23 protein-coding genes are annotated in these 25,188 nt (G+C 63.5%); 13 read left to right on the forward strand and 10 right to left on the reverse strand.

Annotated elements, in window-relative coordinates; all coding sequences use genetic code 11:
- Positions 1 to 29: 29 nt before the first annotated feature.
- The 4 genes from ACT4OC_RS03815 to ACT4OC_RS03830 form a co-directional block, all read right to left on the reverse strand.
- On the reverse strand, positions 30 to 266 hold the full coding sequence (locus tag ACT4OC_RS03815) for a hypothetical protein (protein WP_444837680.1): 237 nt from the start codon (positions 264 to 266) through the stop codon (positions 30 to 32).
- 196 nt (positions 267 to 462) lie between these two features.
- Positions 463 to 1,329: a hypothetical protein gene (locus ACT4OC_RS03820; RefSeq protein ID WP_444837681.1), complete on the reverse strand. Its 867-nt coding sequence runs from the start codon at positions 1,327 to 1,329 to the stop codon at positions 463 to 465.
- A 323-nt stretch (positions 1,330 to 1,652) separates the two neighbouring features.
- Entirely contained in the window at positions 1,653 to 1,733 is an 81-nt protein-coding gene (gene pqqA, locus ACT4OC_RS03825; protein ID WP_444837780.1) for a pyrroloquinoline quinone precursor peptide PqqA, read from the reverse strand.
- A gap of 498 nt (positions 1,734 to 2,231) precedes the next feature.
- Entirely contained in the window at positions 2,232 to 3,329 is a 1,098-nt protein-coding gene (locus ACT4OC_RS03830; RefSeq protein ID WP_444837682.1) for a helix-turn-helix domain-containing protein, read from the reverse strand.
- 377 nt (positions 3,330 to 3,706) lie between these two features.
- On the opposite strand from ACT4OC_RS03830, the gene xoxF5 reads away from it, so the two are divergent.
- From xoxF5 to gfa, 4 genes are all read left to right on the forward strand, one after another.
- Positions 3,707 to 5,512: a lanthanide-dependent methanol dehydrogenase XoxF5 gene (gene xoxF5 / locus ACT4OC_RS03835; RefSeq protein ID WP_444837683.1), complete on the forward strand. Its 1,806-nt coding sequence runs from the start codon at positions 3,707 to 3,709 to the stop codon at positions 5,510 to 5,512.
- A 105-nt stretch (positions 5,513 to 5,617) separates the two neighbouring features.
- Complete coding sequence (locus tag ACT4OC_RS03840) at positions 5,618 to 6,106, forward strand: c-type cytochrome, methanol metabolism-related (protein ID WP_444837781.1); 489 nt, start codon at positions 5,618 to 5,620, stop codon at positions 6,104 to 6,106.
- Between the two features lie 73 nt (positions 6,107 to 6,179).
- Entirely contained in the window at positions 6,180 to 7,289 is a 1,110-nt protein-coding gene (locus tag ACT4OC_RS03845; RefSeq protein WP_444837684.1) for an S-(hydroxymethyl)glutathione dehydrogenase/class III alcohol dehydrogenase, read from the forward strand.
- A 33-nt stretch (positions 7,290 to 7,322) separates the two neighbouring features.
- Positions 7,323 to 7,892: an S-(hydroxymethyl)glutathione synthase gene (gfa, locus tag ACT4OC_RS03850; RefSeq protein ID WP_444837685.1), complete on the forward strand. Its 570-nt coding sequence runs from the start codon at positions 7,323 to 7,325 to the stop codon at positions 7,890 to 7,892.
- A gap of 299 nt (positions 7,893 to 8,191) precedes the next feature.
- Here gfa and ACT4OC_RS03855 read toward each other — a convergent pair whose 3' ends face one another.
- The 3 genes from ACT4OC_RS03855 to ACT4OC_RS03865 form a co-directional block, all read right to left on the reverse strand.
- Positions 8,192 to 8,992, reverse strand: a complete 801-nt coding sequence (locus ACT4OC_RS03855) for an FAD binding domain-containing protein (protein WP_444837686.1) — start codon at positions 8,990 to 8,992, stop codon at positions 8,192 to 8,194.
- A gap of 13 nt (positions 8,993 to 9,005) precedes the next feature.
- Positions 9,006 to 11,345 carry a xanthine dehydrogenase family protein molybdopterin-binding subunit gene (locus tag ACT4OC_RS03860; protein ID WP_444837687.1) on the reverse strand — a complete coding sequence of 780 codons (2,340 nt, stop codon included), beginning with the start codon at positions 11,343 to 11,345 and terminating at the stop codon, positions 9,006 to 9,008.
- Positions 11,346 to 11,455: 110 nt separating this feature from the next.
- On the reverse strand, positions 11,456 to 11,941 hold the full coding sequence (locus ACT4OC_RS03865; protein WP_444837688.1) for a (2Fe-2S)-binding protein: 486 nt from the start codon (positions 11,939 to 11,941) through the stop codon (positions 11,456 to 11,458).
- 296 nt (positions 11,942 to 12,237) lie between these two features.
- Here ACT4OC_RS03865 and ACT4OC_RS03870 point away from each other — a divergent pair, with 296 nt between their 5' ends.
- The 5 genes from ACT4OC_RS03870 to ACT4OC_RS03890 all read left to right on the forward strand — a co-directional run bounded on the left by ACT4OC_RS03870 (position 12,238) and on the right by ACT4OC_RS03890 (position 17,999).
- Positions 12,238 to 12,690, forward strand: a complete 453-nt coding sequence (locus ACT4OC_RS03870; protein ID WP_444837689.1) for an SRPBCC family protein — start codon at positions 12,238 to 12,240, stop codon at positions 12,688 to 12,690.
- A 327-nt stretch (positions 12,691 to 13,017) separates the two neighbouring features.
- Entirely contained in the window at positions 13,018 to 14,709 is a 1,692-nt protein-coding gene (locus tag ACT4OC_RS03875) for a PQQ-dependent dehydrogenase, methanol/ethanol family (RefSeq protein WP_444837782.1), read from the forward strand.
- A gap of 137 nt (positions 14,710 to 14,846) precedes the next feature.
- Positions 14,847 to 16,094, forward strand: a complete 1,248-nt coding sequence (locus ACT4OC_RS03880) for a c-type cytochrome (RefSeq protein ID WP_444837690.1) — start codon at positions 14,847 to 14,849, stop codon at positions 16,092 to 16,094.
- Between the two features lie 124 nt (positions 16,095 to 16,218).
- A complete protein-coding gene (locus tag ACT4OC_RS03885; RefSeq protein WP_444837691.1) occupies positions 16,219 to 16,893 on the forward strand; it encodes a response regulator in 675 nt (224 codons plus the stop codon).
- Entirely contained in the window at positions 16,890 to 17,999 is a 1,110-nt protein-coding gene (locus ACT4OC_RS03890) for an ABC transporter substrate-binding protein (RefSeq protein WP_444837692.1), read from the forward strand. The genes ACT4OC_RS03885 and ACT4OC_RS03890 overlap by 4 nt, the downstream gene beginning before the upstream one ends.
- 33 nt (positions 18,000 to 18,032) lie before the next feature.
- Here ACT4OC_RS03890 and ACT4OC_RS03895 read toward each other — a convergent pair whose 3' ends face one another.
- The gene (locus ACT4OC_RS03895; RefSeq protein ID WP_444837693.1) at positions 18,033 to 18,653 is read right to left on the reverse strand and encodes a response regulator; all 621 of its coding nucleotides are present in this window, start codon (positions 18,651 to 18,653) and stop codon (positions 18,033 to 18,035) included.
- A 363-nt stretch (positions 18,654 to 19,016) separates the two neighbouring features.
- Here ACT4OC_RS03895 and ACT4OC_RS03900 point away from each other — a divergent pair, with 363 nt between their 5' ends.
- The gene (locus ACT4OC_RS03900) at positions 19,017 to 19,703 is read left to right on the forward strand and encodes a response regulator transcription factor (protein WP_444837694.1); all 687 of its coding nucleotides are present in this window, start codon (positions 19,017 to 19,019) and stop codon (positions 19,701 to 19,703) included.
- Positions 19,704 to 19,864: 161 nt separating this feature from the next.
- Here the strand turns inward: ACT4OC_RS03900 and ACT4OC_RS03905 are convergent, their stop codons facing one another.
- Both ACT4OC_RS03905 and ACT4OC_RS03910 read right to left on the reverse strand, forming a co-directional pair.
- The gene (locus ACT4OC_RS03905; protein ID WP_444837695.1) at positions 19,865 to 21,211 is read right to left on the reverse strand and encodes a hybrid sensor histidine kinase/response regulator; all 1,347 of its coding nucleotides are present in this window, start codon (positions 21,209 to 21,211) and stop codon (positions 19,865 to 19,867) included.
- A gap of 5 nt (positions 21,212 to 21,216) precedes the next feature.
- On the reverse strand, positions 21,217 to 22,383 hold the full coding sequence (locus ACT4OC_RS03910; protein WP_444837696.1) for an FIST N-terminal domain-containing protein: 1,167 nt from the start codon (positions 22,381 to 22,383) through the stop codon (positions 21,217 to 21,219).
- 222 nt (positions 22,384 to 22,605) lie between these two features.
- Between ACT4OC_RS03910 and ACT4OC_RS03915 the strand changes: the two genes are divergently transcribed.
- The 3 genes from ACT4OC_RS03915 (at position 22,606) to ACT4OC_RS03925 (ending at position 25,072) form a co-directional block, all read left to right on the forward strand.
- Entirely contained in the window at positions 22,606 to 22,980 is a 375-nt protein-coding gene (locus tag ACT4OC_RS03915) for a c-type cytochrome (protein WP_444837697.1), read from the forward strand.
- Positions 22,981 to 23,610: 630 nt separating this feature from the next.
- Positions 23,611 to 24,345 (forward strand): ABC transporter permease, encoded by a 735-nt coding sequence (locus ACT4OC_RS03920; RefSeq protein WP_444837698.1) that lies wholly within the window; start codon positions 23,611 to 23,613, stop codon positions 24,343 to 24,345.
- A complete protein-coding gene (locus ACT4OC_RS03925) occupies positions 24,308 to 25,072 on the forward strand; it encodes an ABC transporter ATP-binding protein (protein ID WP_444837699.1) in 765 nt (254 codons plus the stop codon). Before ACT4OC_RS03920 ends, ACT4OC_RS03925 begins: the two co-directional genes overlap by 38 nt.
- Positions 25,073 to 25,188 lie beyond the last annotated feature (116 nt).

Genomic DNA, 25,188 nt, shown 5'->3' on the forward strand with positions numbered 1-25,188 from the left:
AGCCCGGCCGGGCAGCGCCGGACGCGGCTTCAGCCGGTTGGCGCGGCGCTGCCGAGATCGGCCTTGTCCTTGCTGTGCGGATATTCGCAGCGCCATTTGACCGCGGTCCATTTCGGATGCTCGGCGAGCCATTGCGCGACATAGGGCTGAGCGGCCATAACACATTGCCGCAGGGAGAAATCCGAGGAGAACACCAGCCGCCGCTCTTCGCACGTGGCCGGCGACGCGACGGCGCATACCGTCACGATCAGGTTTATCGCATTCATACGCACGTCCTTCTTCAAACAAGCGGCTCCGGAATTACGCCGCCGACCGGGCGAAGTTTCAAGAGACCTGGTGGAACTCAACGGCTCGATCCGGCCTGGAGCGAGATGAACTCTCTTCGAACCGTCGTCTCCCTCCAGTCATTTGTTTGAGCACGATCTTGTCGGAAGAACCGCTCCCACACTTCCGGATCGTGCTCTAGAAGTTGACACCGAACACCAGCCGCGCCTGGTGACGCTCGAAATTGACGAGATCGAGGGCGGCGCGCGAAGCGGCCGGACGTCCCCAGGCCTGCATGCTCCAGGCAGCGGTCAGCCGGGAGCGTGGCGACAGCTGGAAAAATGCCGTCGGGCCGATGAAGACGGCCTGGCCCGAAAATTCTTCCAGTCCAATCCCCTCATACTTGCGAAGATAGCGCGCCTCGCCGCCGACCAGGATGTCGGGACGTATTCGGAACATCGCCCCCAGCGCGGCGCCGACGGTGGACTCCTGCTCCGCGGCGCCGGTTGTCAGGTTGCGCGTCCATTCCGGCTGATAGATCAAGTTGAGGGTGGCGAGCACATGGTTCGGGATCAGGTCGCGCTCCACGGCCAGGCGGAATTCGGTTTCGACATTGCGCACCGCAGCCCCGCTGACCTCATCGATGCGGTTGAGCTGGCCCTCGACGCCGAATGTCAGCCCGAAGGGTGCGCTCTCCCGACCGAGGAGCCTGTAGCGCAAGTCGACCGAAACGCCCTGCCAGGTCAATTGCCGGCGATCCGCCATATCCGGGACGGCACGAATGTCGTGCGCGGTGAAAGTGCTTCCGATCTCGATACGGAAATTCTCGACTGGCACGAATTCCAGCTCGAAGTCCTGACTGCCGGCGCGATACCTGCCGCCATCCCTGGCAAAGCGTCCGGTGGTCTTGGTCTGGAATTCGCGCTCCCCGACAGTGCCGACATCCGTGCCGATCATGAATCCGTACACATGCTCGGTTTCGATGCCGTCGGCACAGGCGTTGCTCGGCAGCAGCGCGGCAAGGCACAGAACGGCCGCCCGGAACGTTCTTGCTGGAATTGGCATCCGCATTCCGATGGCCTGGGGAAAGATTTGAAAGCTGCGCCGCTCGTGGACGCATCCTTATCACAGGCGGGAACCGGCGGCGAGCAAGCCTGGAGCCAAATCCGGACCGCTGCGCCCTGCCCGGCAAAAAAATTCCCCGGCCGAAAGTGCCGAGGCGGCGCCTTGTTCGTGGTGGAAGACCGAGGGCATCGCCCTCGTTATCCGATGGATTGCAATATCCAATGGACGGCAGATCCGATGGACTGAAGATCCAATGGACTGCAAGCCGCGTCTGCCGCGGCTCCAGCCTGCAGTTGCCGAAGCCGGGCAGATCGCTGTGGCGTCTACTTGCGCGAAGCGCAAGCGTACATGTTGATTTCCATGCCCACCTGTACTTCAACGATTTTCGGAGTCTTCCAAGTCATTGGGGGCCTCCCACTAGTGTTGGCGCGAGGTTCGCGCCGGGATTGAACGTAGGGCGAGCGCGAAAGCAACGCAAGCGTGGAACGCCACGGCCAGGCTCGCGTGTGACAATCGTGCAGTCGATACTTCGCTCTCGGGCAACAATCACTTCACTCCTAGGCAATCACGGCGCAATTCCCCGATCGATCGAGGATCTCATTGCTCTGCCATTCCTTTGTTTCGGGCGGGCGCGCGGGCCGCCCTTTTCGACCGATGCGGCTGCGGATTCCGGGTGGTCAGGCCAATGTTGCCGTTGTTCAATCGAACGCTTCGCGGACCAGGATTTGCGAGGGTACTCATGCGATCAACATGCTGCGGAACACTCGGTGTATTGCTTGCCGTCTGGCTTGCGGGGCCGGCTTGTGCCGAGGACAGTGCCGGCGCGCCGGCTCCGAACGCGGAAAGCCCGACTCAGACCGGGAAAGAGCGGCTCGGCAGGAAGTGGATGGATGAGCAGCGCATCAACAATTGCAATGTGCCGACCGACAAACGGGGCAATAGGCCGCGACCAAGCGTTTGCCCATCTGCGCCCACGGACTGAGGCTCACGTCGCCGGCGTCGCCGTCGAGTTTAGGCGGTCGTTCATCACTCGGGACACGCCTGGAGGCGTCTTGAGGATAGTGCGCCTTGTGGATGGAAGACGGAACGATCCCGAAGTACTTGCGAAACACGCGGCTGAAATGCGACGAGCTCGAGAAGCCCCATGAAAACGCCACGTCGGTAACCGTCTTTCCGGGGTGCGTCTCCAGCTCGTGGCGGCAGTTCTGCAACCGCGCGTGCCAGATGTAATCGCTGACGGTCATTCCCCTGTCGCTGAACAGCATGTGCAGATAGCGCTTGGTGCAGCCCAAGTGCGCGGAAATCCGGTCGATGCAGAGTTCGGGATCGCGCAGATGCTCGCGGATGAAAGCCTGGGCGCGAATGTACATCGCCTCGGGGCCGCCGCGATCGAAAGCTGCATCCGCCTCGCGCAGCGGCAACAGCAACAGATCGATCAGCGAATCGGCGACGATGACGGCGTTGTTCGGCGAGAGCTCCGCGGCCTCGCCGAACGCGGCAAGCACGAAATCATGAGAGATCCGGCCGGTCCCGGTGCGCGCCGAAAGCTTGCACGCCGACATCCGCTCCGCGTGAAAGCCGCGCTCGCGAAGCAATTCCTTGGGCACGATCACCACGTCGTGCCGTGTCAGGCCCGGATTGACGAACGTATGCGGGCAGGCAACGTCGTAGGCCAGGCAATCGCCCGGCCTGAGCTCGATGCGCCGGCCGTCCTGCTCGAAATAGGACACGCCTTCGGTCTGAAAGTGAATCTTGACGTAGGGATGCTCGGTCGATCTTGCGCGGGACACCGTGTGCGCGAGCCGATGCTGGCTCACCTCGATATGGCAGAGCTTCAGCCGCGAAACCGTCGTGAAGCTGACTGTCGCATCGAGCGACAAACCCTTCAGCGGATCGATGTCGAACTCGCCGCAGAGATCGGTCAGTGCATCTGACCAACATTGAATCTGCTTCCTTGGCGACAATCCGACAGTGCTCAGCGAGTGAACCGTTTCGGACATTTCCCGCCACCGATCGAGAGACGTGACACTTGCCGCGAGGGCTCCGTCACGATGAAGCCACATTCATCTCAGGTAGAACGTCGTTTGGGCGTCGAGCACGCATCCCCCCGCGCCCGTCTTGCAATCCTCCGACTTAGTCTCTGCGCCGTCAAGAAAAACCTCGGCTGCGACTACCGGCCTGTTGCCGCACGCGTCGTCACGCGGGCGCGGCCCACGAGACTCGATTCAAAAAAGTGCCCGGGGCTTCTCTTTGAAACAAATCCCCTTCCCTCTTGGGCAAGTCTCCCGTTCTCGAACGGGACTAGCATGCAGGAACAGGATGGAAAAAGTGGGCCGCTTCGACGGAACCCAGAGTTCATCAGTGGGAGGAATCCGCTATGCGCAACGTTGTGATTGCAGGTTGTCTTGGTTCCGTCGCGGCGTTTGCCGCGGGCGGCGCCGTAGCCAACGACGAACTGATCAAAATGGCGCAGAACCCGAAGGATTGGGTGATGCCGGCCGGCGACTACGCCAACACGCGCTACTCGAAGCTGAACCAGATCACGGCGGCCAATGCCGGCAAGCTGCAGGTCGCATGGACGTTCTCGACCGGCGTGCTGCGCGGCCACGAAGGCGGGCCGCTCATCATCGGCAACATCATGTACGTCCACACGCCATTCCCCAACAAGGTCTACGCTCTTGACCTGTCCAAGGACCAGCAGATCGTCTGGAAATACGAGCCCAAGCAGGATCCAAACGTCATTCCGGTGATGTGCTGCGACACGGTCAACCGTGGCGTGGCCTATGCCGATGGCAAGATCTTCCTGAACCAGGCCGACACCACCCTGGTCGCGCTCGATGCCAAGACCGGCAAGGTCGAATGGAGCGCGAAGAACGGCGATCCGGCCAAGGGCGAGACCGGCACCTCGTCGCCGCTCGTCGTCAAGGACAAGATCCTGGTCGGCATCTCCGGCGGTGAATTCGGCGTGCCGTGCCATGTCACCGCCTACGACCTCAAGTCGGGCAAGCAGGTGTGGCGAGCTTTCTCCTCAGGACCGGACGACCAGATCAAGGTCGATCCCGAGAAGACGACCGAGCTCGGCAAGCCGATCGGAAAGGATTCGAGCATCAAGACCTGGCAGGGCGATCAGTGGAAGATCGGCGGCGGCTGCACATGGGGCTGGATGTCCTATGACCCCGCGCTGAACCTCGTCTATTACGGGTCGGGAAATCCGTCGACCTGGAATCCGAAACAGCGTCCGGGCGACAACAAGTGGTCGATGACCGTGTTCGCGCGCAACCCGGATACCGGCATGGCCCGTTGGGTCTACCAGATGACGCCGCACGACGAATGGGACTTTGACGGCGTCAACGAAATGATCCTCAGCGACCAGCAGATCGGCAACACGACGCGCAAGCTGCTGACTCATTTCGACCGCAACGGTCTCGCCTACACGATGGACCGGGAAACCGGCGAGCTCCTGGTCGCCGAGAAGTACGACCCGAAAGTCAACTGGACCACCGGCGTCGACATGAACAAGAGTTCCCCGACCTACGGCCGACCCAAGGTCGTCAGCCAGTATTCGACCGAGCAGACCGGCGAGGACAAGAACACCAAGGGCGTCTGCCCGGCGGCGCTCGGCACCAAGGATCAACAGCCGGCCACCTACTCGCCGGACACCCAGTTGTTCTATGTGCCGACCAACCACGTCTGCATGGACTACGAGCCGTTCAAGGTGAGCTACACCGCAGGCCAGCCCTATGTCGGGGCGACGCTTTCGATGTATCCGCCCCCCGGCGAGACCCACATGGGCAACTTCATCGCCTGGGACAACAAGACCGGCAAGATCGTGTGGTCGGTCAAGGAGCCGTTCTCGGTCTGGTCGGGCGCGCTCGCGACCGCCGGCGGCGTGGTGTTCTACGGAACGCTCGAAGGCTACCTCAAGGCGGTCGACGCCAAGACCGGCAAGGAGCTCTATAAGTTCAAGACCCCGTCCGGCATCATCGGCAACGTCACGACCTACGAGAACGGCGGCAGGCAGTATGTCGCAGTACTATCGGGCGTCGGCGGCTGGGCGGGCATTGGCCTCGCAGCCGGTCTGACCGATCCGACCGCAGGCCTCGGCGCCGTCGGTGGCTACGCCGCGCTGAGCAACTACACCGCGCTCGGCGGAACGCTGACGGTGTTCGCCCTGCCGCAATGAGCCAGTCAACCTCATCCGGCGCATGGAGACATCCATGCGCCGGTCTCATCCGGTTCCGGTATCGAGGACAAGCTCTTGCGTAGCATACAGGTCGTGGCCGCCGCGCTGATCGTCGTGGCGATTGGAGGAATCGCCTTCGCTCGAGACAAGGTCGATCCGGCCGCCGTCAAGTCGGAGGACGGGAAGTACTTCGACAAGGAAGGCACTCCGACCTTCAAGGTCGCGGCCGACGGCACGGTGGACTGGTACACCTACTCCGGCTACCGCCGCTATCACTCGGAATGCCATGTCTGCCATGGGCCGGACGGGATGGGATCGACCTACGCTCCGGCACTGACCGATTCACTCAAGACCATGAGTTACGGCGACTTCCTCGGCGTCGTTGCCAGCGGCCGCAAGAACGTCAACACGGCGCAGGAGAATGTGATGCCGGCGCTCGGCGATAATCCGAACGTCGCCTGCTACATGGACGACATCTACATCTATCTGCGCGCCCGCGCCAATGACGCCGTCGGGCGTGCGCGTCCGGCCAAAAAGGAAGACAAGCCGGACGCCTACACCCAGGCGGAGAATTCCTGCATGGGAAAGAAATGATCCTTCGGAAGATGCAAGGCCCGGCGGGCAGGCATGTCCTTGCGGCGCCTGCAAGGCGAAAGTGGAGTTGGAAATGAAGACGCGCGCTGCCGTCGCATTCGAAGCCAAGAAGCCGCTCGAGATCGTCGAGGTCGATCTGGACGGTCCGAAGGGCGGCGAAGTGCTGGTCGAAATCAAGGCGACGGGGATCTGTCACACCGACGCCTATACGCTCGACGGCCTCGACAGCGAGGGAATCTTTCCTTCGATCCTCGGCCATGAGGGCGCAGGCATCGTCCGCGAAGTCGGCCAGGGCGTGACGTCGGTGAAGCCGGGCGATCATGTGATCCCGCTCTACACGCCCGAATGCCGCCAGTGCAAAAGCTGCCTGAGCCAGAAGACCAACCTGTGCACCGCGATCCGCGCGACGCAGGGCAAGGGCGTGATGCCCGACGGCACCAGCCGCTTCTCCTACAAGGGCAAGCCGATCTACCATTACATGGGCTGTTCGACCTTCTCGAACTTCACCGTGCTGCCCGAGATCGCGGTGGCGAAGATCCGCGAGGACGCTCCGTTCGACAAGAGCTGCTACATCGGCTGTGGCGTCACGACCGGCGTCGGCGCCGTCGTCAACACCGCCAAGGTCACGCCGGGCTCCAACGTCGTGGTGTTCGGACTCGGCGGCATCGGGCTCAATGTCATCCAGGGTGCCAGGATGGCCGGCGCCGACAAGATCATCGGGGTCGACATCAACGATTCCAAGGAGGAATGGGGCCGCAAGTTCGGCATGACCCATTTCGTCAACCCGAAGAAAGTCGGCGGCGACATCGTTCAGCATCTCGTCGGACTGACCGACGGCGGCGCCGATTACACCTTCGACTGCACCGGCAACGTCACGGTGATGCGTCAGGCGCTGGAATGCTGCCACCGCGGCTGGGGCACCTCCGTCATCATCGGCGTCGCCGAAGCCGGCAAGGAAATCGCCACCCGGCCGTTCCAGCTGGTGACCGGCCGGGTCTGGAAGGGCACCGCATTCGGCGGCGCGCGCGGCCGCACCGACGTCCCGAAGATAGTCGACTGGTACATGAACGGAAAGATCCAGATCGATCCGATGATCACCCATGTTCTGAAGCTCGAGGAGATCAACAAGGGCTTCGATCTGATGCACGAAGGCAAGTCGATCCGCTCGGTCGTCGTGTTCTGAAATCAACAACGTCAAACACAAGGAGGATAGGCCATGTCCGTTCGTATCCACCCATCGGTTGACAGCGGCGTGAAGAAGGGTTCGGGCAGCTTTTCCGGCGGCACGTTGGTCTGCAAATGCAGGGACAAGCCGGTCAAGATCGGCATCAAGGGCGACGTCGCGCACAATCACGCCTGCGGCTGCACCAAGTGCTGGAAGCCAGAGGGAGCGACTTTCTCGGTCGTCGCGGTCGTGCCGCGGGAAAATGTCACCGTGCTCGAAAACGGTGACAAGCTCGCTGTCGTCGATACCTCGGCGGCGATCCAGCGCTATGCCTGCAGGGCCTGCGGCACGCATATGTACGGTCGCATCGAGAACAAGGCCCACCCCTTCTACGGCCTCGACTTCATCCACCCCGAACTGTTCCAGGAAGCCGGCTCCGCGGCGCCGGGCTTTGCGGCATTCGTATCGTCCGTGATCGAGTCCGGCGTCAATCCGTCGGAGATGCCGGCGATCCGGGCAAGGCTCAAGGAGCTCGGACTCGAACCCTATGATTGCCTGTCTCCCGCGCTAATGGACGTGATCGCCACCCACGTGGCGCAATCGAGAAAGGAAGCGGCCTGATCTCGCTTCACGCGCGACCGCCGGTAGCAACCATTCGCCACCGGTGGAATGGCGATCGGCCGACGCACGGCCGCGCTCGTCCGCTGCTGGCCGTGCAGCCCTCGATCGGCATCGAGCGGAGGCGGGGGCGATCTCCCGCGCGACGAGAGCGCGACCTGCCGCGCCGTCCCGGTGCATTTACTCCTCTTGGGTCATCTCCACAGCGAAAAAAATGCGAGGACCCGCGGTCCTCGCAGTTGGGGAGAGCTCGCCGAGACCGCGCTGCCGCCGCCATCGGCGAGATTCACGGATCCTGGTCGTCAAACGGCCGACGCGACCGCACGTTGCGCCATCACCCTGATCAGGTTGGCACGGTAGTCCGCCGAGCCGTGGATGTCGTCCAACAGCCCGTTGGCCGCGATCTCGACATTGTCGAGCGCGGCGGCCGACCAGTTCGCCTTGAGCGCCGCCTCGATTGCGCCGACCCGCATCACACCGTTCGGTGACGCGCCGGTCGCGGCGACCCTCACATCGCCGGCCCTGGTTTTCGCGACAAAGACGCCGGTCAGCGCGAAACGCGAGGCCGGATGCGGAAATTTGGCGTAGCCTGCCTTGGCGACGACCGGGAACGAGACCGCGGTGATGATCTCGCCGTCGGCAAGCGCGGTCGAGAACAGGCCCTTGAAGAACTCGTCCGCGGAGACCACTCGCCTGTTGGTCTTGATCGTCGCAGCCAGCGCCAGCACCGCCGCGGGATAATCCGCGGCCGGATCGTTGTTGGCGAGCGAGCCGCCGATGGTGCCGCGATGGCGCACGGCGGGATCGCCGATCTGCGCGGCGAGACCGGCCAACGCGGGAATCGCCTTTTGCACCGCGACGCTGGTAGCGACGTCGTAATGCGTCGTCGCAGCCTTGATCGCGATCACGTCACCCGATGCCTCGATGCCGATCAGCTCCTTCAGCTTGCCGAGATCGATGACGTCGGATGGCGACGCCAGCCGCTGCTTCATCACCGGGACCAGCGTGTGACCGCCGGAGAGGTATTTTGCCTCGCTGGATTTGGCAAAGAGAGAAGCGGCCTCGTCGACCGAGGCGGGACGGTGATAGGTGGTCTCGTACATCTTGCTTGCTCCCTTAGCCGTGGATCGCGCGCCAGACGCGGTCGGGCGTCGCCGGCATTTCCAGCTTGTTGTGGCCGATCGCATCGGTGATGGCGTTGATGACGGCGGCCGAGGAGCCGATCGCACCCGCCTCGCCGCAGCCCTTGACGCCGAGCGGATTGCCCGGACACAGGGTGGTGGTGTGCGAGAGCTTGAACGACGGCAAGTCATCCGCGCGCGGCACGGCGTAATCCATGAAGGACGCCGTCACCGGCTGGCCGTTGCCGTCGTAGAGCGCGTGCTCGAGCAGGGCCTGGCCGATCCCCTGCGCCAGGCCGCCATGGACCTGCCCCTCGACGATCATCGGGTTGATCAGGCGTCCGAAGTCGTCGGCGGCGACGAAATTGACGAACGAGGTCTTGCCCGTGCCGGGGTCGACCTCGAGCTCGCATATGTAGGAGCCGGCGGGGAAGGTGAAGTTGGTCGGATCGTAGAACGCGCTCTCCTTCAGGCCCGGCTCCATGCCGTCGGGCAGGTTATGCGCGGTGTAGGCCGCCAGCGCGACCATCGGCAGCGCAATCGACTTGTCGGTGCCGGTCACCTTGAACTCGCCGTTCTCGATGACGATGTCGCCTTCGGATGCTTCCAGCGCGTGCGCCGCGATCTTCTTCGCCTTGGACTCGACCTTCTCCATCGCCTTGACGATGGCGGACAGACCCACCGCAGCGGAACGCGAGCCGTATGTGCCCATGCCGAACTGCACCTTGTCGGTATCGCCATGGACGATCGAGACCTGGCTGATCGGGATGCCCAGTCGATCGGAAATCACCTGCGCGAACGTCGTCTCGTGACCCTGGCCATGGCTGTGCGATCCCGTGAGGATCTCGATGGTGCCGACGGGGTTGACGCGCACTTCCGCGGATTCCCACAGGCCGACGCCGGCCCCGAGGCTGCCAACCGCCTTCGACGGCGCGATGCCGCAGGCTTCGATGTAGCAGGACACGCCGATGCCGCGCAGCTTGCCTTCCGACTTCGCCTTGGCCTTGCGCCCGGGGAATCCCGCATAGTCGATCGCCTTCATCGCCGCATCGAGCGAGGCGTCGAAGTCGCCGGTGTCGTAGGCCATGATGACCGGGGTCTGATGCGGGAACTGCTTGATGAAGTTCTTCTTGCGCAGCTCTGCCGGATCGATGTTGAACTGGCGCGCCGCGGTCTCCATCAGACGCTCCAGCAGATAGCTCGCCTCCGGCCGGCCGGCGCCGCGATAGGCGTCGACGGGCGTCGTGTTGGTATAGACCGTGATCACCTCGGCATGGATTGCCGGAATGTCATACTGACCCGACAGCAGCGTCGCATAGAGATAGGTCGGCACCGACGAGGAGAACAGCGACATGTAGGCGCCGAGATTGGCGTGGGTCTTTACGCGAAGCCCGAGGATCCTGTGATCCCGGTCGAACGCCATCTCGGCATGGGTGATGTGATCGCGGCCGTGGGCGTCGGTCAGGAAGGCTTCGGTGCGATCGCCGGTCCATTTCACGGGACGGCCGACCTTCTTCGATGCCCACAGCGCGACCATTTCCTCCGGATAGATGTAGATCTTCGAACCGAAGCCGCCGCCGACGTCGGGCGCGATCACCCGCAGCTTGTGCTCGGGCGCGATATTGTAGAACGCCGACAGCACGAGGCGCGCCACATGCGGATTCTGCGAGGTGGTGTAGAGCGTGAAATGCTCCTCGGCCGCATCGTAGTCCGCGATCGCCGCACGCGGCTCCATCGCATTCGGCACCAGGCGGTTGTTGGTGAGATCCAGCGAAACGACGCTTGCAGCCTTGGCGAAGGCGTCCTTGACCGCAGCCTCGTCGCCGATCACCCAGTCATAGATGACGTTGCCGGGAGCTTCGGGATGGAGTTGCGGCGCCCCCGGCGCGATCGCCGCGCGAACGTCGGCGACCGCCGGAAGCTCCTCATAGTCCACCGACACGGCCTCCGCGGCGTCCCTCGCCTGGTTCCGGGTTTCCGCGATCACAACGGCTACGGCCTGGCCGACGAACCGAACGATCTCGGGCGCCATCGCCGGCCACGCCCCCATCTTCATCGGCGAGCCGTCCTTGGAGGTAATGGCCCAGCCGCAGATCAGGTTGCCGACCTTGTCGTCGACGATCTGCTTACCCGTCAGCACAGCCACCACGCCCGGCATCTTCACTGCGGTCGACGAATCGATGCCCTTCACCCGGGCATGCGGATGAGGGCTGCGCACGAAATGCGCGTAGGTCATGCCCTGCAGCTTGACGTCGTCGACGTAGCGTCCCTTGCCGGTGATGAACCGCCTGTCTTCCTTGCGCGCAACGCTTGCGCCAATCCCTTCAACGCCCATCGCGTTTCTCTCCTGTCGGACCGATCATCGCTGTGCGGATTTCGCAAAGGCGATCCCGGCCGGATTGAATTACGTGTTATGAAGTCCGTAGAGGAACGATCCGCGCGGGACTATTCCGCCGCCTGCGCCAGCTTCATGCGGCCGGCGGCGTCGAGCACGGATTTGACGATGTTGTGGTAGCCGGTGCAGCGGCAGATGTTGCCCTCGAGCTCGTGACGCACCTTGCTCTCGTCCAACTCGCCGCCGTTGCGGTTCACGACGTCGACCGACGTCATGATCATGCCCGGCGTGCAGAAGCCGCACTGGAGCCCGTGGTTGTCGCGGAAGGCGGCCTGCATCGGGTGCAATTCGTCGCCCCTGGCAAGACCCTCGATCGTGGTGACGCTGCTCCCGGCCGCTTGCGCCGCCAGCACCGTGCAGGACTTGACCGCCCGTCCGTCGATATGAACCACGCAGGCACCACACTGGCTGGTGTCGCAGCCGACATGCGTGCCGGTCAGATTGAGATGGTCGCGAAGCAGATGGACCAGAAGCGTGCGGTCCTCGACATCGACTGCGACCGCCTTGCCGTTAACTGTAAGCTCGACATTTGGCACGCCGTTTCCTCCTCGAAGTTGTTGCAGTTTTTTTGAATAGGAACACGGCCGCAAAAATTTGTAATCGCGATCTTGGTAGTAGGCAGCGACACGTTAACTCGTTGAAGTTCAACGAGCCCGTCGCCGGACCTCTCTGGAAACGGCACGTCGCGCCCCTCCTCGATCGAGCACCGATGCCCGCCACGTAGCCCAAACAGAGGCGTTCGTCGCCTAGTACTTCCTGGCGATTGCCCGTCGACGCAACCCGACCTAACCACCCCGTCAACCAGAACAACGAAACGTGGAGGATTCTGCCGATGCAGATGACCGAGAGCCAACGCATTCCCGCCCCCAAGGCCAAAGTGTGGGCCGCGCTGAACGATCCGGAAATTCTTCGACGCTGCATTCCCGGCTGCCAGGAACTGGAGATGACGTCGCCTACGGAGATGACCGCCACCGTCGTCATCAAGCTCGGCCCCGTCAAAGCCAGGTTCGGCGGCAAGGTCACCCTGACGGATATCGACGAGCCGAACAGCTATCGCATCGTCGGCGAGGGATCCGGAGGCGTTGCGGGCTTTGCCAAGGGCGGTGCCGACGTGCGGCTCGAGGAAGAGGCGCCGGACGTGACGATCCTGCACTACGAGGCCAAGGCGCAGATTGGCGGCAAGCTGGCGCAACTCGGCTCGCGTCTGATCGATTCGACGGCCCGCAAGCTTGCGGCCAGCTTCTTCGAAAATCTCGCCGGCGCCGTCGCGCCGGCCGCGACCTGACCTGTGGCGGCTCGCGAGAACCTGGCGTCCATCAACCGAGGAACCTGAAGAGGCAGCGGTGCTGACTCAATTCCTCGGCCGTCCTGCGTTCGCATCCGCGCTGCGAAGCGCGAATCGCGCGGCGCCGACAACGGGGCTGCAAGGCGGCGCGCAGATCTGACTACTACCTTCCGCCTATACTACGTGCAGCGAGCCGATGCTGTAATTTTTCGCGATGTCTCGCAGCACGTCTGCGCATCGAAGGCTTGGCATCTGCACCAAGCGCTGATTGGCGACGCAGGTAATCACATCCCGGAGGAAACAATGAGATTAGCGCACAGGGGACTGTTGGCTGGCATATCGATCGCCGCAGTCATGGCGGCAAGCACGTTAGCGACACACGCCAATGATACCGTGTTGAAGGCCGAAGCGGTGGCGGAGCAATGGGCGGTGGCCGGCCGCGATTACGCCAACACCCGCTTCAGCCCGCTCAAGCAGATCAACACCGACAACGCGAGCAAGCTCTCGCTCGCCTATTCATTCTCGCTCGGATCGCTTCGCTCGAACGAGGCCTCGCCGATCGTCATCGGCAACACCCTCTATGTTTCCACGTCGTGGGGACCGAAATACGTCTATGCGCTCGATGCTGCGACGGGTGCGCGCAAATGGACCTATGAGCCGGAAATTCCCGACGACGTGCTGCAATACGCCTGCTGCGACGTGAACAGCCGCGGCATCGCCTACGCCGACGGCAAGCTGTTCGTCGGGCGCCTCGACGGCAAGCTGACGGCGCTCGATGCCGCCACCGGCAAGGCACTGTGGACCACGAAAGTAGTGGACTACAAGCAGGGCTCGGTCATCACCTCGCCGCCGCTCGTGGTGCGCGACAAGGTCATCACCGGTTTCGGCGGCGGCGAATACGGCGTGCGCGGCGCGCTGCTGGCATTCGACATCACCACCGGCAAGCAGGTCTGGCAGACCTACACCGTCCCTGCACCGGACGAGCCCGGCGGCGATACCTGGAAGGGCGACAGCGCCCAGCACGGCGGCGGTGCCGCCTGGCTGGTCGGCTCCTACGACGCCAAGACCGACACGGTATACTGGGGCACCAGCAATCCGGCCCCCTGGAACACGGCCGTGCGGTCGACCGGCAATGGCAATTTCGGCAAACTGACCAACCTCTACACGGCATCTACCCTGGCGCTCGATCCGAACACCGGCAAGATCAAGTGGCACATTCAGACCACGCCGGCCGATGCCTGGGACTATGACGGCGTCAACGAGGCCATCCTTGCCGACCTCAAGATCGGCAACAACACCGTGCCTGCGCTGCTCAAGGCCGATCGCAACGGCTTCTTCTTCGTCGCCAACCGCGAGACCGGCAAGGTTCTCTCGGCCGAGAAGTTCATCTTCGCCAACTGGGCCGAGAAGTGGGACGTCGCCACCATGCGCGCCGTCGAGAATCCCGACAAGCGTCCCGGCCCAGGCCACCCTGCAAAGGACATCTGCCCCAACCTGATCGGCGGCAAGAACTGGCAGCCGATGTCGTACAACCCGCAAACCGGGCTGGTCTACATTCCGACCAACAACGTCTGCATGGATTGGTCGGTCAGCGACGTCACCTACAAGCGCGGCGTGTTCTATCTCGGCGCGGAATTCCCGACCAAGGAAGGCCCGGGCGGCTTCCTCGGCGAGCTCGTCGCCTGGGATCCGGTGAAGCAGAAGAAGGTCTGGTCCATCAAGGAGGACCTGCCCTTCAACGGCGGCACGCTGACGACCGGCGGCGGCCTGGTGTTTTCGGGCAACCTTCACGGCGACTTCCGCGCCATCGACGCCAAGACCGGCAAGGTTCTCTGGAGCAAGACGCTCGGCTCCGGCATCGGCGCGGGCCCGATCACCTACATGGTTGACGGCAAGCAGTATGTCGCCATCGTCGTCGGCCGCACCGCCGCCATTCCCGCGTTCCTTGGCGAAGTCGGCAAGAAGATGACGGCAGCGGCGCCCGAGGGCGGCTCGCTGTTCGTGTTCAGCGTCCAGTAATCGCAAGAAGGCCGGCGCGTATCCCGACGGGGTACGCGCCGCCACCCGACGAGCAACTGGTTTTCGGACAACCGCACCGTTGCCGGAAATCCGCTCCAAGAAATACCGCACAGAGCAGGAATACCGGGAGGATGACGATGCACTCAGCGAATCCCATTGTTGCCGGGTCCACGCGACCAAAGCGCCGCGCCCTTGCCCGTTCGGGCTTCTGCGCGCTGCTCGCCGTCGCCGCGGTTGCGGCTTCCGCCGGGCCAGGCCGCGCGGAAGAACAACTCCCCCTGCGGCTCTGCGCCGATCCGACCAACCTGCCGTTCTCCAGCGACAGTCCCGCGCAACCCGGCTTCTATCTCGAGATCGGTCAGGCCATTGCGCAGGCGCTGGGACGGCCGGTCACCTACGACTGGTACAAGTCCTACTTCGGCAAACGAACGGTGCGCGTGACGCTGCTCGGCAGGCACTGCGATGCGATGGTCGGTCTGCCACGTTCCGAAGACTTCATGGGACCGGCTGTGATCTTTTCCAGGACGTTCGTGACCGAGAGCTATGCGCTGGTAACCGCAAACGAGCTGACCATCGCCGGCATCAACGACCTCAAGGGCAAGCGGGTTGCCGTTCAATTCTCGACGACGCCGCAAAATCTTCTTGCCGAGCGGAATGATGTCCAGATGGTCACCGTGCTCTCCCCGGAAGCGGGCATGAAGGCGCTGGACCAGGGCAAGGCCGACGTCGCCTTCATCTGGGGCCCGGTCGCCGGCTGGCTGAACAAGACCAGCTACGGCAATCGGTATCGGATCCAGCCTACCGAAGGCGCGGGACTATCGTGGGACGCCGCGATCGGCTTTGCAAAGGCGTCGAAGCAATTGCGCGACCAGGTTGACGCCGCGCTGCCCGGGATCGAGCAGAAGATCCTCGAGCTGTCCGCAAAGTACGGACTGCCAACGGCTTCGCCGATCCGGATCGGAGCGACCCGCAACGCGATAAGGTTCGCCGCGCTCGAGACTCGCATCATGTCGGATCTCGCGCCGTCCGGCGCCGCGGCGGCGGTGTCGTCGTCAGAAGAAGCCGTGCCGCGTCCCGCCATGCGGGTCGCCGACGCCGCATCGGCCAAGCCGCCGGCGGCGGTGAACGCCGGAAAGGAGATCTTCAACGGCACCTGTGCGCATTGTCATGGCCCTGACGCGGTGCAGAGCGAGCGCAAGATCGACCTTCGGCTGCTGAACAACCGGTATGGCGAGGACATGCGCGCAAGATTCATGACGACGGTGAATGAGGGACGACCGTCAAAGGGAATGCCGGCCTGGAATGAGGTCTTTACTGAGGATCAGTTCGAGAGCATCTATGCATATCTCCTCACCGTACAGGCGCCGGCCGACACCACCAATTGAGCCGCGTTCGGGAGAATCGGCAGGGCTTGCGGCTGCGCAGCCGATGGAACCTTGCGTCGTTGGTGAGCAGGGACCGGACGGACGAGTTGCGTCCGGCCCCGCCTCTAAGTCCGGGACTGACGCAATGACCACCTTCCTGATCATCGACGACCATCCGTTGTTCCGGGAGGCGCTGGGCAACGCGGTCCGGCTCGCACATCCCGAGGCCCGTATCCTGGAAGCGATGTCGATCGCGGAGGCGCTTCATATCCTCACCAGCGAGGAAAGCATCGATCTGGCCCTGCTCGATCTGTCGCTGCCGGACGCCATGGGGTTTTCCGGCTTCCTCCGCCTGCGCGAGACCTATCCTCGACTGCCGGTCGCCATCGTCTCGAGCGAGGAAGATCAGAACGTCGTGCACGAGGCGCTCTCGCTCGGCGCGGCGGGCTACCTGCCGAAATCGACGTCCAAGCGCGAACTTGCGGCCTCGATCGGGCGCGTCCTGAGCGGCTCGATCTCTGCGCCGAGGGACTTCGTCGCCGTCCCCAACGCCGGTCACAAAAAGACATTGCAGGCGCGGCTTCGCGAACTCACCCCGCAGCAGATACGAGTGCTGGACCTGGTCCGGCGCGGCTATCAGAACAAGCAGATCGCGCTTGAGCTCCAACTCGCTGAATCCACGGTCAAGGCGCATGTGACGGAAATCCTGCGGAAGTTGCGGCTGTACAGCCGCAACAAGGCTGTCATCGAGATCGGCAAGATCGAGCTGCCGGCCCCCAGGCAACGCCAGTCCAGGGCCGATAACGGCAAACCGCGATGAACGGAATGGAAGCGAAGTTCCGCAAGGACGATCGCAAACGGCGGTCCGCAACCGGTGCAGACATGCCGCCAGCCGGGCAGCGCCGGAATCCCGATCGCCACGCGCCGCGGCGCGCGCCTTGGTCGCTACGCCTTTGCCTTGCTGCGCTGATACTGCTTATCGCCGCGATTCCGGCGTCAGCCGCCGAGACCCTGCGTGTCGGATTCCAGGCGACAGGAACCTTCGCATGGGTGCTCGACGTGATCCGCCGCCACGGCCTCGCCGAGGCCGCCGGACTCGACATCAAGGTGACCGAGTTCGCCTCTCCGGATGCCGCCAAGCTCGCCCTCAACGGCGGGTCGGTCGATATCGCGATCTCCGACTGGCTTTGGGTCGCAAGGGAGCGCGCGTTCGGCAGCAAGCTCCTGTTCCATCCATATTCGAGCGCGGTGGGCGCGGTGATGGTCAGGCAGGATTCTCCGCTGAAGGAGTTGTCCGACCTGAAGGGACGCGTGCTGTCGGTTGCCGGCGGCCCGCTCGACAAGAGCTGGCTCGTCGTGCGAGCCGCAGCGCTCCGGCGCGGCATCGACCTCAGGCGGGAGGCAACGCTGCAATACGGCGCCCCGCCGCTCATGTTCCACAAGCTGCAGCAGGGCGAGGCCGACGCCGGCCTCAATTTCTGGAACTTCTGCGCTCGACTGGAAGCGGCCGGTTTCCGCCGGCTCCTCGACGTGCGCGACGCCGAATCCGAGCTCGGTATCGCGGAGCCGGTCGCCATGATCGGATATGTCTTCCCGGAATCGTTTGCAGCGAGCCGTCGCCACACGATCGACCGCTTTCTCGAGGCAACAAAGGCCGCCGGCGACATCATGGAGCGGTCCGACGCCGAGTGGGACGCATTGCGTCCCTTGATCAGGGCCGAAGACGAGGCGACGTTTGCAGCGATGCGCGATCGAACCCGGGCCGGCTTTCCCCGGCAATCGCTCGAAAAGGAGATCGCAGGCGCTCGCAAGCTCTTCAGGACGCTCGCGGAACTGGGTGGACCCGAGCTCGTTGGCCCGGCCAAGGAGCTCGATCCCGGCCTCTACTACGATCCTTCCGCCAACCGGGGAGTAGAGATTCGATGACGCGGCGCCGGATTTCCCGTGATTCGCAATGGATCAGGCGAGCTGGCTCTGGATGGCGAAGCGCACCAGTTCCGACGATGTGCGGACGCCGAGTTTCTGGCGAATGATCGAGGAGTTGTTGGCAATGGTCTTGTAGGAAGCGTTGATCATCCAGGCGATCTCGGCCAGGCTCTTGCCGGTGCCGAGCAGACGCAGGATCTCGATCTCCCGCGGTGTGAGTTTCGCGAGCCGGTTTCCAGTCGGGGTGAGCCGGGCAAAGGCTATGCTCTGTGCGATCGCGGACGGGAGAAAAACCCGTCCATCGCCGACCTCGCGGATCGCGCTGACCAGATCGGCCGGATCGCCTGATTTCGAAACATAGCCGCGCGCGCCGCATTCGATGGCTCGCGCAGCAAAGATCGGATCTTCATTCATGCTGAACATGATGATGCGAGCGCAAGCCTCCCGGGCGAGCATGCGTTTTGCGAGCTCGAAGCCGGACACCCCGGGCAGGTTGATGTCGAGCACGCTGACGTCGGGACGCTCGGCAAGAAATACCTCCAGGCCCGTCTCTGCGTTTGGCGCGTCCAGAATTACGAGCTCGGCATCATCGGCCATCAAGGCCCGGCAGCCCGAGGCAACGATCGGATGGTCATCGACGATCAAGACGCGCATCGGACAATCTCACTCGCCGGCATTGGGCACGCCTTCGACGATGGGGGCCGCAGGGGGCGGAACGACCGGCTCGCCCGCGGAAAAGTCGACCGCGCCGCGGCAACACTCGAAGAAGCAGCCTGCCGTGCAGAGCTCCAGCTGTTTTGTCAGGCTCTCCAGCATGAAGTACGGAATGATTCGGCAAGCAAGGGCCTACTTGGTAGTAGAGGACGGTCGCTCCGATTTCGCACGAGCGAAACGTGCCGGCGCAAGGAATTTGAGTTTGCGTGCGATTAGCGGCCGATTTTTGATCTGGATCAAATCGAGGCGGTGCCGAGCCGCCATGCTATATATATCATGGTGGGACTTGGGATGGGCGCGAACGTGACCACATTTCTCATTGTCGAAGACCATCCGCTGTTTCGCGAGGCGCTGGAGAACGCGATTCGTTCCGCCACGCCGGAGGCGGAAATCCTGCAGGCCACATCGATCGATGAGGCCATCGAGGTGCTGTCATCGACCGATGCGGTGGATTTGACCCTTCTCGATCTGTCGATGCCGGGCACGACGGGCTTGTCCGGACTCATTCGCATCCGCAAGGCATTTCCCCGCAATCCGGTCGTCGTTGTCTCGGGTCACCAGGACCCGCAGATCGTGTCGAGCGTGCTTTCCCTGGGTGCCTCCGGTTATGTCCCGAAGTCCACCTCGAAGGAGGAGCTGGCCCGTTCGATCGAGGAAGTGTTGCGGGGGTCGATCTACGTTCCCAGCACCTATCGCGCCGTCGCCTATGCGCGCGGGGCCAAAGGTCCCGCGCAAGAACTGCTGAGGCGCCTGCACGATCTGACGCCGCAGCAGTTGCGCGTCCTCGACATGGTGCGCCGCGGCTTGCAGAACAAGCAGATCGCCTACGAGCTGCAGATTTGCGAAACGACCGTCAAGGTTCACGTCTCGGAAATCCTCCGCAAGCTCAATGTCATCAGCCGCACCAAGGCGATCATCGAGATGTCCAAGATCGATTTCGCGAATCTAGCAAGCGACAGCGCAGCGAAGCGAGCCCAGGACCGCATATGAGCCGCCCGCCGCGGCGTTCCGCTGCGCGTGCCGAAGCGCGATGAAATTGGGATGGCTAGTCATCGCGCTTCGGGTCGTTGTTCGGGCGTTATCCCTCGGGTCGAGCCCTAGGGCATGCTTTTCGGAAAGCCGCTTCACACCTTTCCGGATCATGATCCGAACTAGGCCAGCATGAACGAAAGCAACGCCCGCATCTCGGCCGGCTTGACCGGCTTTTTCAGGACCTCAAGACCGTTGAGGCTCGCCTCCTTTGCGGCCGCCTCCGAGTAGTCCGCGGTGACGATCACCGCGGGAATATCGACCTTCGCGTGCCGCCGAATTTCCTGCACGGCCGTCAGCCCGCTTTCGTCATCGAGATGCAGGTCCGCGACGATCGCATCGGGAATCTCTCCGAGCACGGCCAGGCGCTCGAGCGCGTCGGCTGCCGACGTCGCAGGCACGACCTGACAGCCCCATTTCTCGAACAGAATGGCCATCGCCTGCGCGCTCGACGGATCGTTCTCGATCAGCAGAATGCGCGCCCCTTCCAAGCCGCCATACTCGAGATCGATGCATTCGACCTCGCGCCTTTCTTCCCGGACGGTGGCGGGATCGGCGCGATCAAGCAGGAGGCAAAACGTCGATCCATGTCCCACGCGCGACCAAAGCCGGACCTCGTGCCCGAGCACGGTGGCGAAGCGGCGCACGATCGACAGACCGAGCCCGAAACCCGTACGGTCGCCGGCACTGGTCTCGCCGCGCTGGAACTCGACGAAAATTGCCTCCTGCTGCGCCCTGTAGATTCCCGGCCCCGTATCGGAGACCTGGATGCGGACGCGCTTTCCGTCGCGCCTGCACCCCATGACCACCCCGCCTGACCTCGTGTAACGCAGCGCATTCGACAGCAGATTCTGCAAGATGCGGCGAAGCATCATCGCGTCGGAGACGACCGCGAGCGAGGACGGACAACAGCGCAGCGAGAGACCCTGCTTCGCCGCGATGGGCGCGAACTCGAGCCGAAGCGGATCGAACAGCGAGGAAATTGCGATCGGCCGCACGTCGGGCCGCAACGCGCCTGCGTCCAGCTTGGAGATGTCCAGCAGCGAACGCAGCAGATCCTCGAGCGTCATCAGGGAGCGATCGGCCTGCTCGACCAAGCCCGACCCGCCTTTTCCATCGATCATCTCCGCCAGCGTGGACAGCGTAAGTCGCGCCGCGTTGAGCGGTTGCAGCAGATCGTGCGTGACCGAAATCAGGACCGACGATTTCAGCGAACTCGCGGCCTCGGCCTGCTGCTTGGCGCGATACAGGCTTTCGTTGGCCCGCTCGATGGAGTACAGCGCCTCGCGCAATTGTTGCGTTCGGTCGCGAACCTTGTGGTCGAGCGCGATTGCCGTTTCGAACAGCGAGAAGGCGTTGAACTGCTGATCCATCGAGCGCTCGACGCGCGACATCAGCACCGAATTTATCTTCCTGAGCTTGGCAGTCTCCCGCTGCAGCTGCTCGATCGCATCCGGTTCCTGTGACATCTCGATCAATCCGGCCGCCTGCCGATGGCCACGCCGGTCAGCGTCTGATTCACATGCATCGAACCGTACTGCTCGCCATAGGTATGGAAGCCGATGACCCGGTTCTGGCGGTACAGCTCCGACATCTCGCGCGCGAACTGGTGCTGCTCGGCGTCCAGACGCCGGAAGATGCATTCGAATCCGATGTAGATGGACACCTCGCCGATCTCGTCATTCAGCCGGGAGAACACCTCGCGCGTCGCGCCGATCGGGTTGCGCGACTTGGCCGCGGTGAGCACCATGCCCTCGTCGATCGCACAGAAGAAGCTGAGCGAACCGTCGGGATTCATCCGTTGGATCGATCTCGCATAGTATGCTCCGCCCACCCTCACCAGCACGGGGTGGGAGGCGAAAGAGAACGGATCGAGCCGCGCATCGGCAAGGCCGACTGCGCGCGAATATTCCTCCGCAGCCGGCTCCGCGTTCAGCTCCTTGACGATCCGCCCCTCGATGTCGGCTTCCGTCACGACCATCTTGGTCGACGTCGGTTCGAAGTTGTCGCATTTGAACAGGCGAAACGGCAGCGGCGTCGTGAGAAGGATCAGTACCGCGGCGTCCGTATAGGCCCGACCGCCGAAGAAGACCCAGGTCTTCTCGAAGCGAAGCCCATCGCCCGCGGATCCGCCGACGACCGGAATGTCGTCCAGCGAGGCGTAGATCGCCGACATGACGGCTTCCTCGCGCCGGCACATTCCGTCGATCAGGACCAGCCCGAACGACCGCTGATCCTCGACGTCTGCATCGCGTCGCAGCAGCTCCTGCCGAAGCTCGGCTCCGATCCTGCGGCCGTCCTCGACGCGAAAGGCCGCCAGATCGAAGATGGGTTTTGCCACCACCTTGAAATCGCTCTCGCTGAACGCGAGCGCTACGACGCTGTTTTCCTCCCAGCCGTCCGGCGCCAGCTCGCCTGCCGTCGTGCAGCCGTAGATCGGCGTATCGCCGAAATGCGCCGCCATCTCGGCGATGAACCGGTCGGGATCGTAGTATGGCGAGAGAAAAACCAGCACCATCGCCAGCCCGTCAGACGGCAATTGTTCTGCGATTTCCGTTGCAGCCTGCGCGACCGAAACTGCCCGCGACCTGGCGGCTGCCACACCACATGAATCGCCAAACCGGGCCTCGGTTTGCCTCACTTGGTCTCTCCCGGAAACAGGGCTGGTCTGCCGCCAATTTGTCCGCAAGGATATGGTGCTTTTCCTTCGGCTGCAACCGAACCGACCGCTCGTTTTGATCCAGAGCAAGGACCCATGAACGCGCGGGTGCATGGTGTTCCGCACGTCGGCACGGTTCCCGATCGCAGATACTGCGGCCGACAATGGCCCCGAATTCCCGGAGCCAGCCAATGGGGGATAAGCATGATCGAGCGCGCGATTCTCATCGCTTTGCTGGCCATGTCGGCCGCGGGAGTGCGGGCGGCGGATGCCGGAGACCCGGCCGCGGGCAAGGCGTTGTTCGAGCGCACTTGCCAGAATTGTCATTCCGTCGAGATCGGCGTCAACAAGGTCGGGCCAAGTCTGTGGAACGTGGTGGGACGCCAGCCCGCGGTGGTGCCCGATTTCGTCTATTCAGACGGGATGAAGGCCAACAAGTCGGCATGGACGATGTCCGCGCTGGATGCCTACCTCGCGGATCCACGGGGTGACGTGCACGGCGTGAAAATGTTCTTCAAAGGACTGCCCGCGCAGAAGGATCGTGCTGACGTCATCGCGTTTCTGCAAACGTTGAGATAGGCGGACCCAAGCCGACCGGAGCAGCCGGGCGTTGCCGCTTGCCGATGCATCACGCCGAATTTGCCGCCGATCGGGTAAGGCAACCGGAGCTGCATTGCACAAGCCGGCCGCCTTCCGCGTCCTACTACCAAGATCGCGATTACAGCCACCGCAATCCGTGTTCTCATCCTGACAAACAGGGCTCGCACCCTATCGCGGTCGACGGTCGCGGTCGTCGAGACATGTTCGTCGGCGCGTCGAAAGGCCGTCGATGATCGTACCGCGTTGGCAAAACTACAGATTCCTGCGCCGCTTACGGTGCACGGAAACATCCGTCCTGCCCGCGGAGAATGATGCCGGGGAGCCGGCAGGCGCATCGCGACGCGGCTTTGCGCATCGCGCCGTTGTTGCCGCTTCTGTTGCACAGATCGGTCGACCTGACGTGGGATGTGAACCGGTTCCTGCCGGTGCACGCGCTCTACGCACGTTTTTGCCGGCCAGTGCATTCGTGACGCAGGCGGACGCGACTTCGACTATCATTCGTCTTCAGGTCATGTTCCGGTGGTGAACGACAGGGCCGGCGGCTGCGGCAGGTTCCGTCCCGGTGGCACGCCCGGTCGCCGCCGGCTAACGAGTTGCGGAGGATGAGCCGTGGCACGCGTCCTGTCGATCCTCGCCTTCGTGGCCATCTGGGCCGTCGCGGCCCTGCTCGCGCAGTCGCGGATGCTGCCGGGCCCGCTCACCGTTGCCGAAACGATCGTCGCCGAGACCGTCAGCGGAGAGCTTCCCTACGAGATGGGCTGCACGCTCGCGCGGGTCATCGTGTCGTTCTCGATTGCCCTGGTGCTCGGCTCGCTCGCCGGATACGCCATGGGGAACTGGAGGACGGTCGACCGGTACGCCGATCCCTGGCTGGTGGTGCTGATCAACCTGCCGGCGCTGGTGACGATCATCTTTGCCTATATCTGGATCGGTCTGTCGGAGACAGCAGCGATCGCGGCAGTTGCGCTGAACAAGCTGCCGAACGTGGTGGTGGTGATGCGCGAAGGAACGCGGGCGCTCGACCAGGGACTGGACGAGATGGCACGGGCATTCAGATTGTCGGGCCTCGCGCGCATCCGCCATGTCGTTGTCCCGCAGCTCGCGCCCTATTTCGCCGCAGCATCCCGATCGGGACTTTCCATTGCCTGGAAGATCGTGCTGGTGGCGGAACTGATCGGGCGCCCGAACGGCGTCGGGTACGTTCTCGGCTCGGCGTTCTCCCTGTTCGACTTGACCACGATTCTCGGCTATGCGCTGACGTTCAGCGCGCTCATGCTGGCAATCGAAAACTTCCTGGTGCAGCCGCTTGAAAGACGAGCCCAACGCTGGCGCCGACGCGCTTGAGCTTCGCGTCGACCGCAAGACCTTCATCTCCGCCGAGGGAGCCCCGGCAGAAGTGATCCGCGGTCTCGCCCTGCGGCTCGAGCCCGGCAGCTTCGGTGTCCTGATGGGTCCGTCCGGCTGCGGAAAGACGACGGCCCTGCGCATCGCCGCCGGGCTGGATGCGGACTTCTCGGGTGTGCGCCGCCTGCCGCCATCCGCGCGACTCGGAATCGTGTTCCAGGAGCCGCGTTTGCTGCCCTGGCGGACGGTCGAGGAGAATATCAGGCTTGTCATGCCGGCAGGGGATGCTGGAAGCGACATCGGCGACCTGATCGACACGCTCGGCCTCGCCTCGCACATGTCGCACTACCCCGGAGAGTTGTCCCTGGGCCTGGCGCGCCGCGCCGCGATCGCGCGCGCCTTTGCGGTTCGGCCCACCATCATGCTGCTCGACGAGCCGTTCGTCTCGCTCGACGAGACCACTGCCGCCCGCCTGCGGGAGGAATTGTTCACGCTGACGCGGCGCGAAGGGATGACGACGCTGTGCGTCACCCACGATCTCGGCGAAGCGGTCGAGCTGGCCGACCATCTGTTCTTTCTGTGTCGTCGGCCGGCGCGGGTGATCTTCGAAAAGCATCTGCCGTCGAGCGCGGTGCCCCGCAGCAAGGCCGATATCTCGCTGATCGAGGCGGAGCTTCGGGAAGTGCTGTCCGGGTTCAACGGAACGGACCCGCCTCGCGCCGGATAGATTCGAGCCGGACGGCTACGACTTTGGTCCCGATGCCGCGTCCACGTCGACGCGACAGAGTGTTTCCCCGCAGCCAACAGCGGCAATGCGCCACCGGCAAAATTTCCAAACCGCGT

Source organism: Bradyrhizobium sp. (assembly GCF_052389815.1).
Taxonomy (GTDB): domain Bacteria; phylum Pseudomonadota; class Alphaproteobacteria; order Rhizobiales; family Xanthobacteraceae; genus Bradyrhizobium.

Excerpts from the sequence above, each read along its gene's own strand:
- ACT4OC_RS03815 (WP_444837680.1), bottom strand. The coding sequence starts at position 266 with ATGAATGCGATAAACCTGATCGTGACGGTATGCGCCGTCGCGTCGCCG.
- ACT4OC_RS03820 (WP_444837681.1), bottom strand. The coding sequence starts at position 1,329 with ATGCCAATTCCAGCAAGAACGTTCCGGGCGGCCGTTCTGTGCCTTGCC.
- pqqA (WP_444837780.1), bottom strand. The coding sequence starts at position 1,733 with ATGACTTGGAAGACTCCGAAAATCGTTGAAGTACAGGTGGGCATGGAA.
- ACT4OC_RS03830 (WP_444837682.1), bottom strand. The coding sequence starts at position 3,329 with ATGTCCGAAACGGTTCACTCGCTGAGCACTGTCGGATTGTCGCCAAGG.
- xoxF5 (WP_444837683.1), top strand. The coding sequence starts at position 3,707 with ATGCGCAACGTTGTGATTGCAGGTTGTCTTGGTTCCGTCGCGGCGTTT.
- ACT4OC_RS03845 (WP_444837684.1), top strand. The coding sequence starts at position 6,180 with ATGAAGACGCGCGCTGCCGTCGCATTCGAAGCCAAGAAGCCGCTCGAG.
- gfa (WP_444837685.1), top strand. The coding sequence starts at position 7,323 with ATGTCCGTTCGTATCCACCCATCGGTTGACAGCGGCGTGAAGAAGGGT.
- ACT4OC_RS03855 (WP_444837686.1), bottom strand. The coding sequence starts at position 8,992 with ATGTACGAGACCACCTATCACCGTCCCGCCTCGGTCGACGAGGCCGCT.
- ACT4OC_RS03860 (WP_444837687.1), bottom strand. The coding sequence starts at position 11,345 with ATGGGCGTTGAAGGGATTGGCGCAAGCGTTGCGCGCAAGGAAGACAGG.
- ACT4OC_RS03870 (WP_444837689.1), top strand. The coding sequence starts at position 12,238 with ATGCAGATGACCGAGAGCCAACGCATTCCCGCCCCCAAGGCCAAAGTG.
- ACT4OC_RS03880 (WP_444837690.1), top strand. The coding sequence starts at position 14,847 with ATGCACTCAGCGAATCCCATTGTTGCCGGGTCCACGCGACCAAAGCGC.
- ACT4OC_RS03885 (WP_444837691.1), top strand. The coding sequence starts at position 16,219 with ATGACCACCTTCCTGATCATCGACGACCATCCGTTGTTCCGGGAGGCG.
- ACT4OC_RS03890 (WP_444837692.1), top strand. The coding sequence starts at position 16,890 with ATGAACGGAATGGAAGCGAAGTTCCGCAAGGACGATCGCAAACGGCGG.
- ACT4OC_RS03895 (WP_444837693.1), bottom strand. The coding sequence starts at position 18,653 with ATGCGCGTCTTGATCGTCGATGACCATCCGATCGTTGCCTCGGGCTGC.
- ACT4OC_RS03905 (WP_444837695.1), bottom strand. The coding sequence starts at position 21,211 with ATGTCACAGGAACCGGATGCGATCGAGCAGCTGCAGCGGGAGACTGCC.
- ACT4OC_RS03915 (WP_444837697.1), top strand. The coding sequence starts at position 22,606 with ATGATCGAGCGCGCGATTCTCATCGCTTTGCTGGCCATGTCGGCCGCG.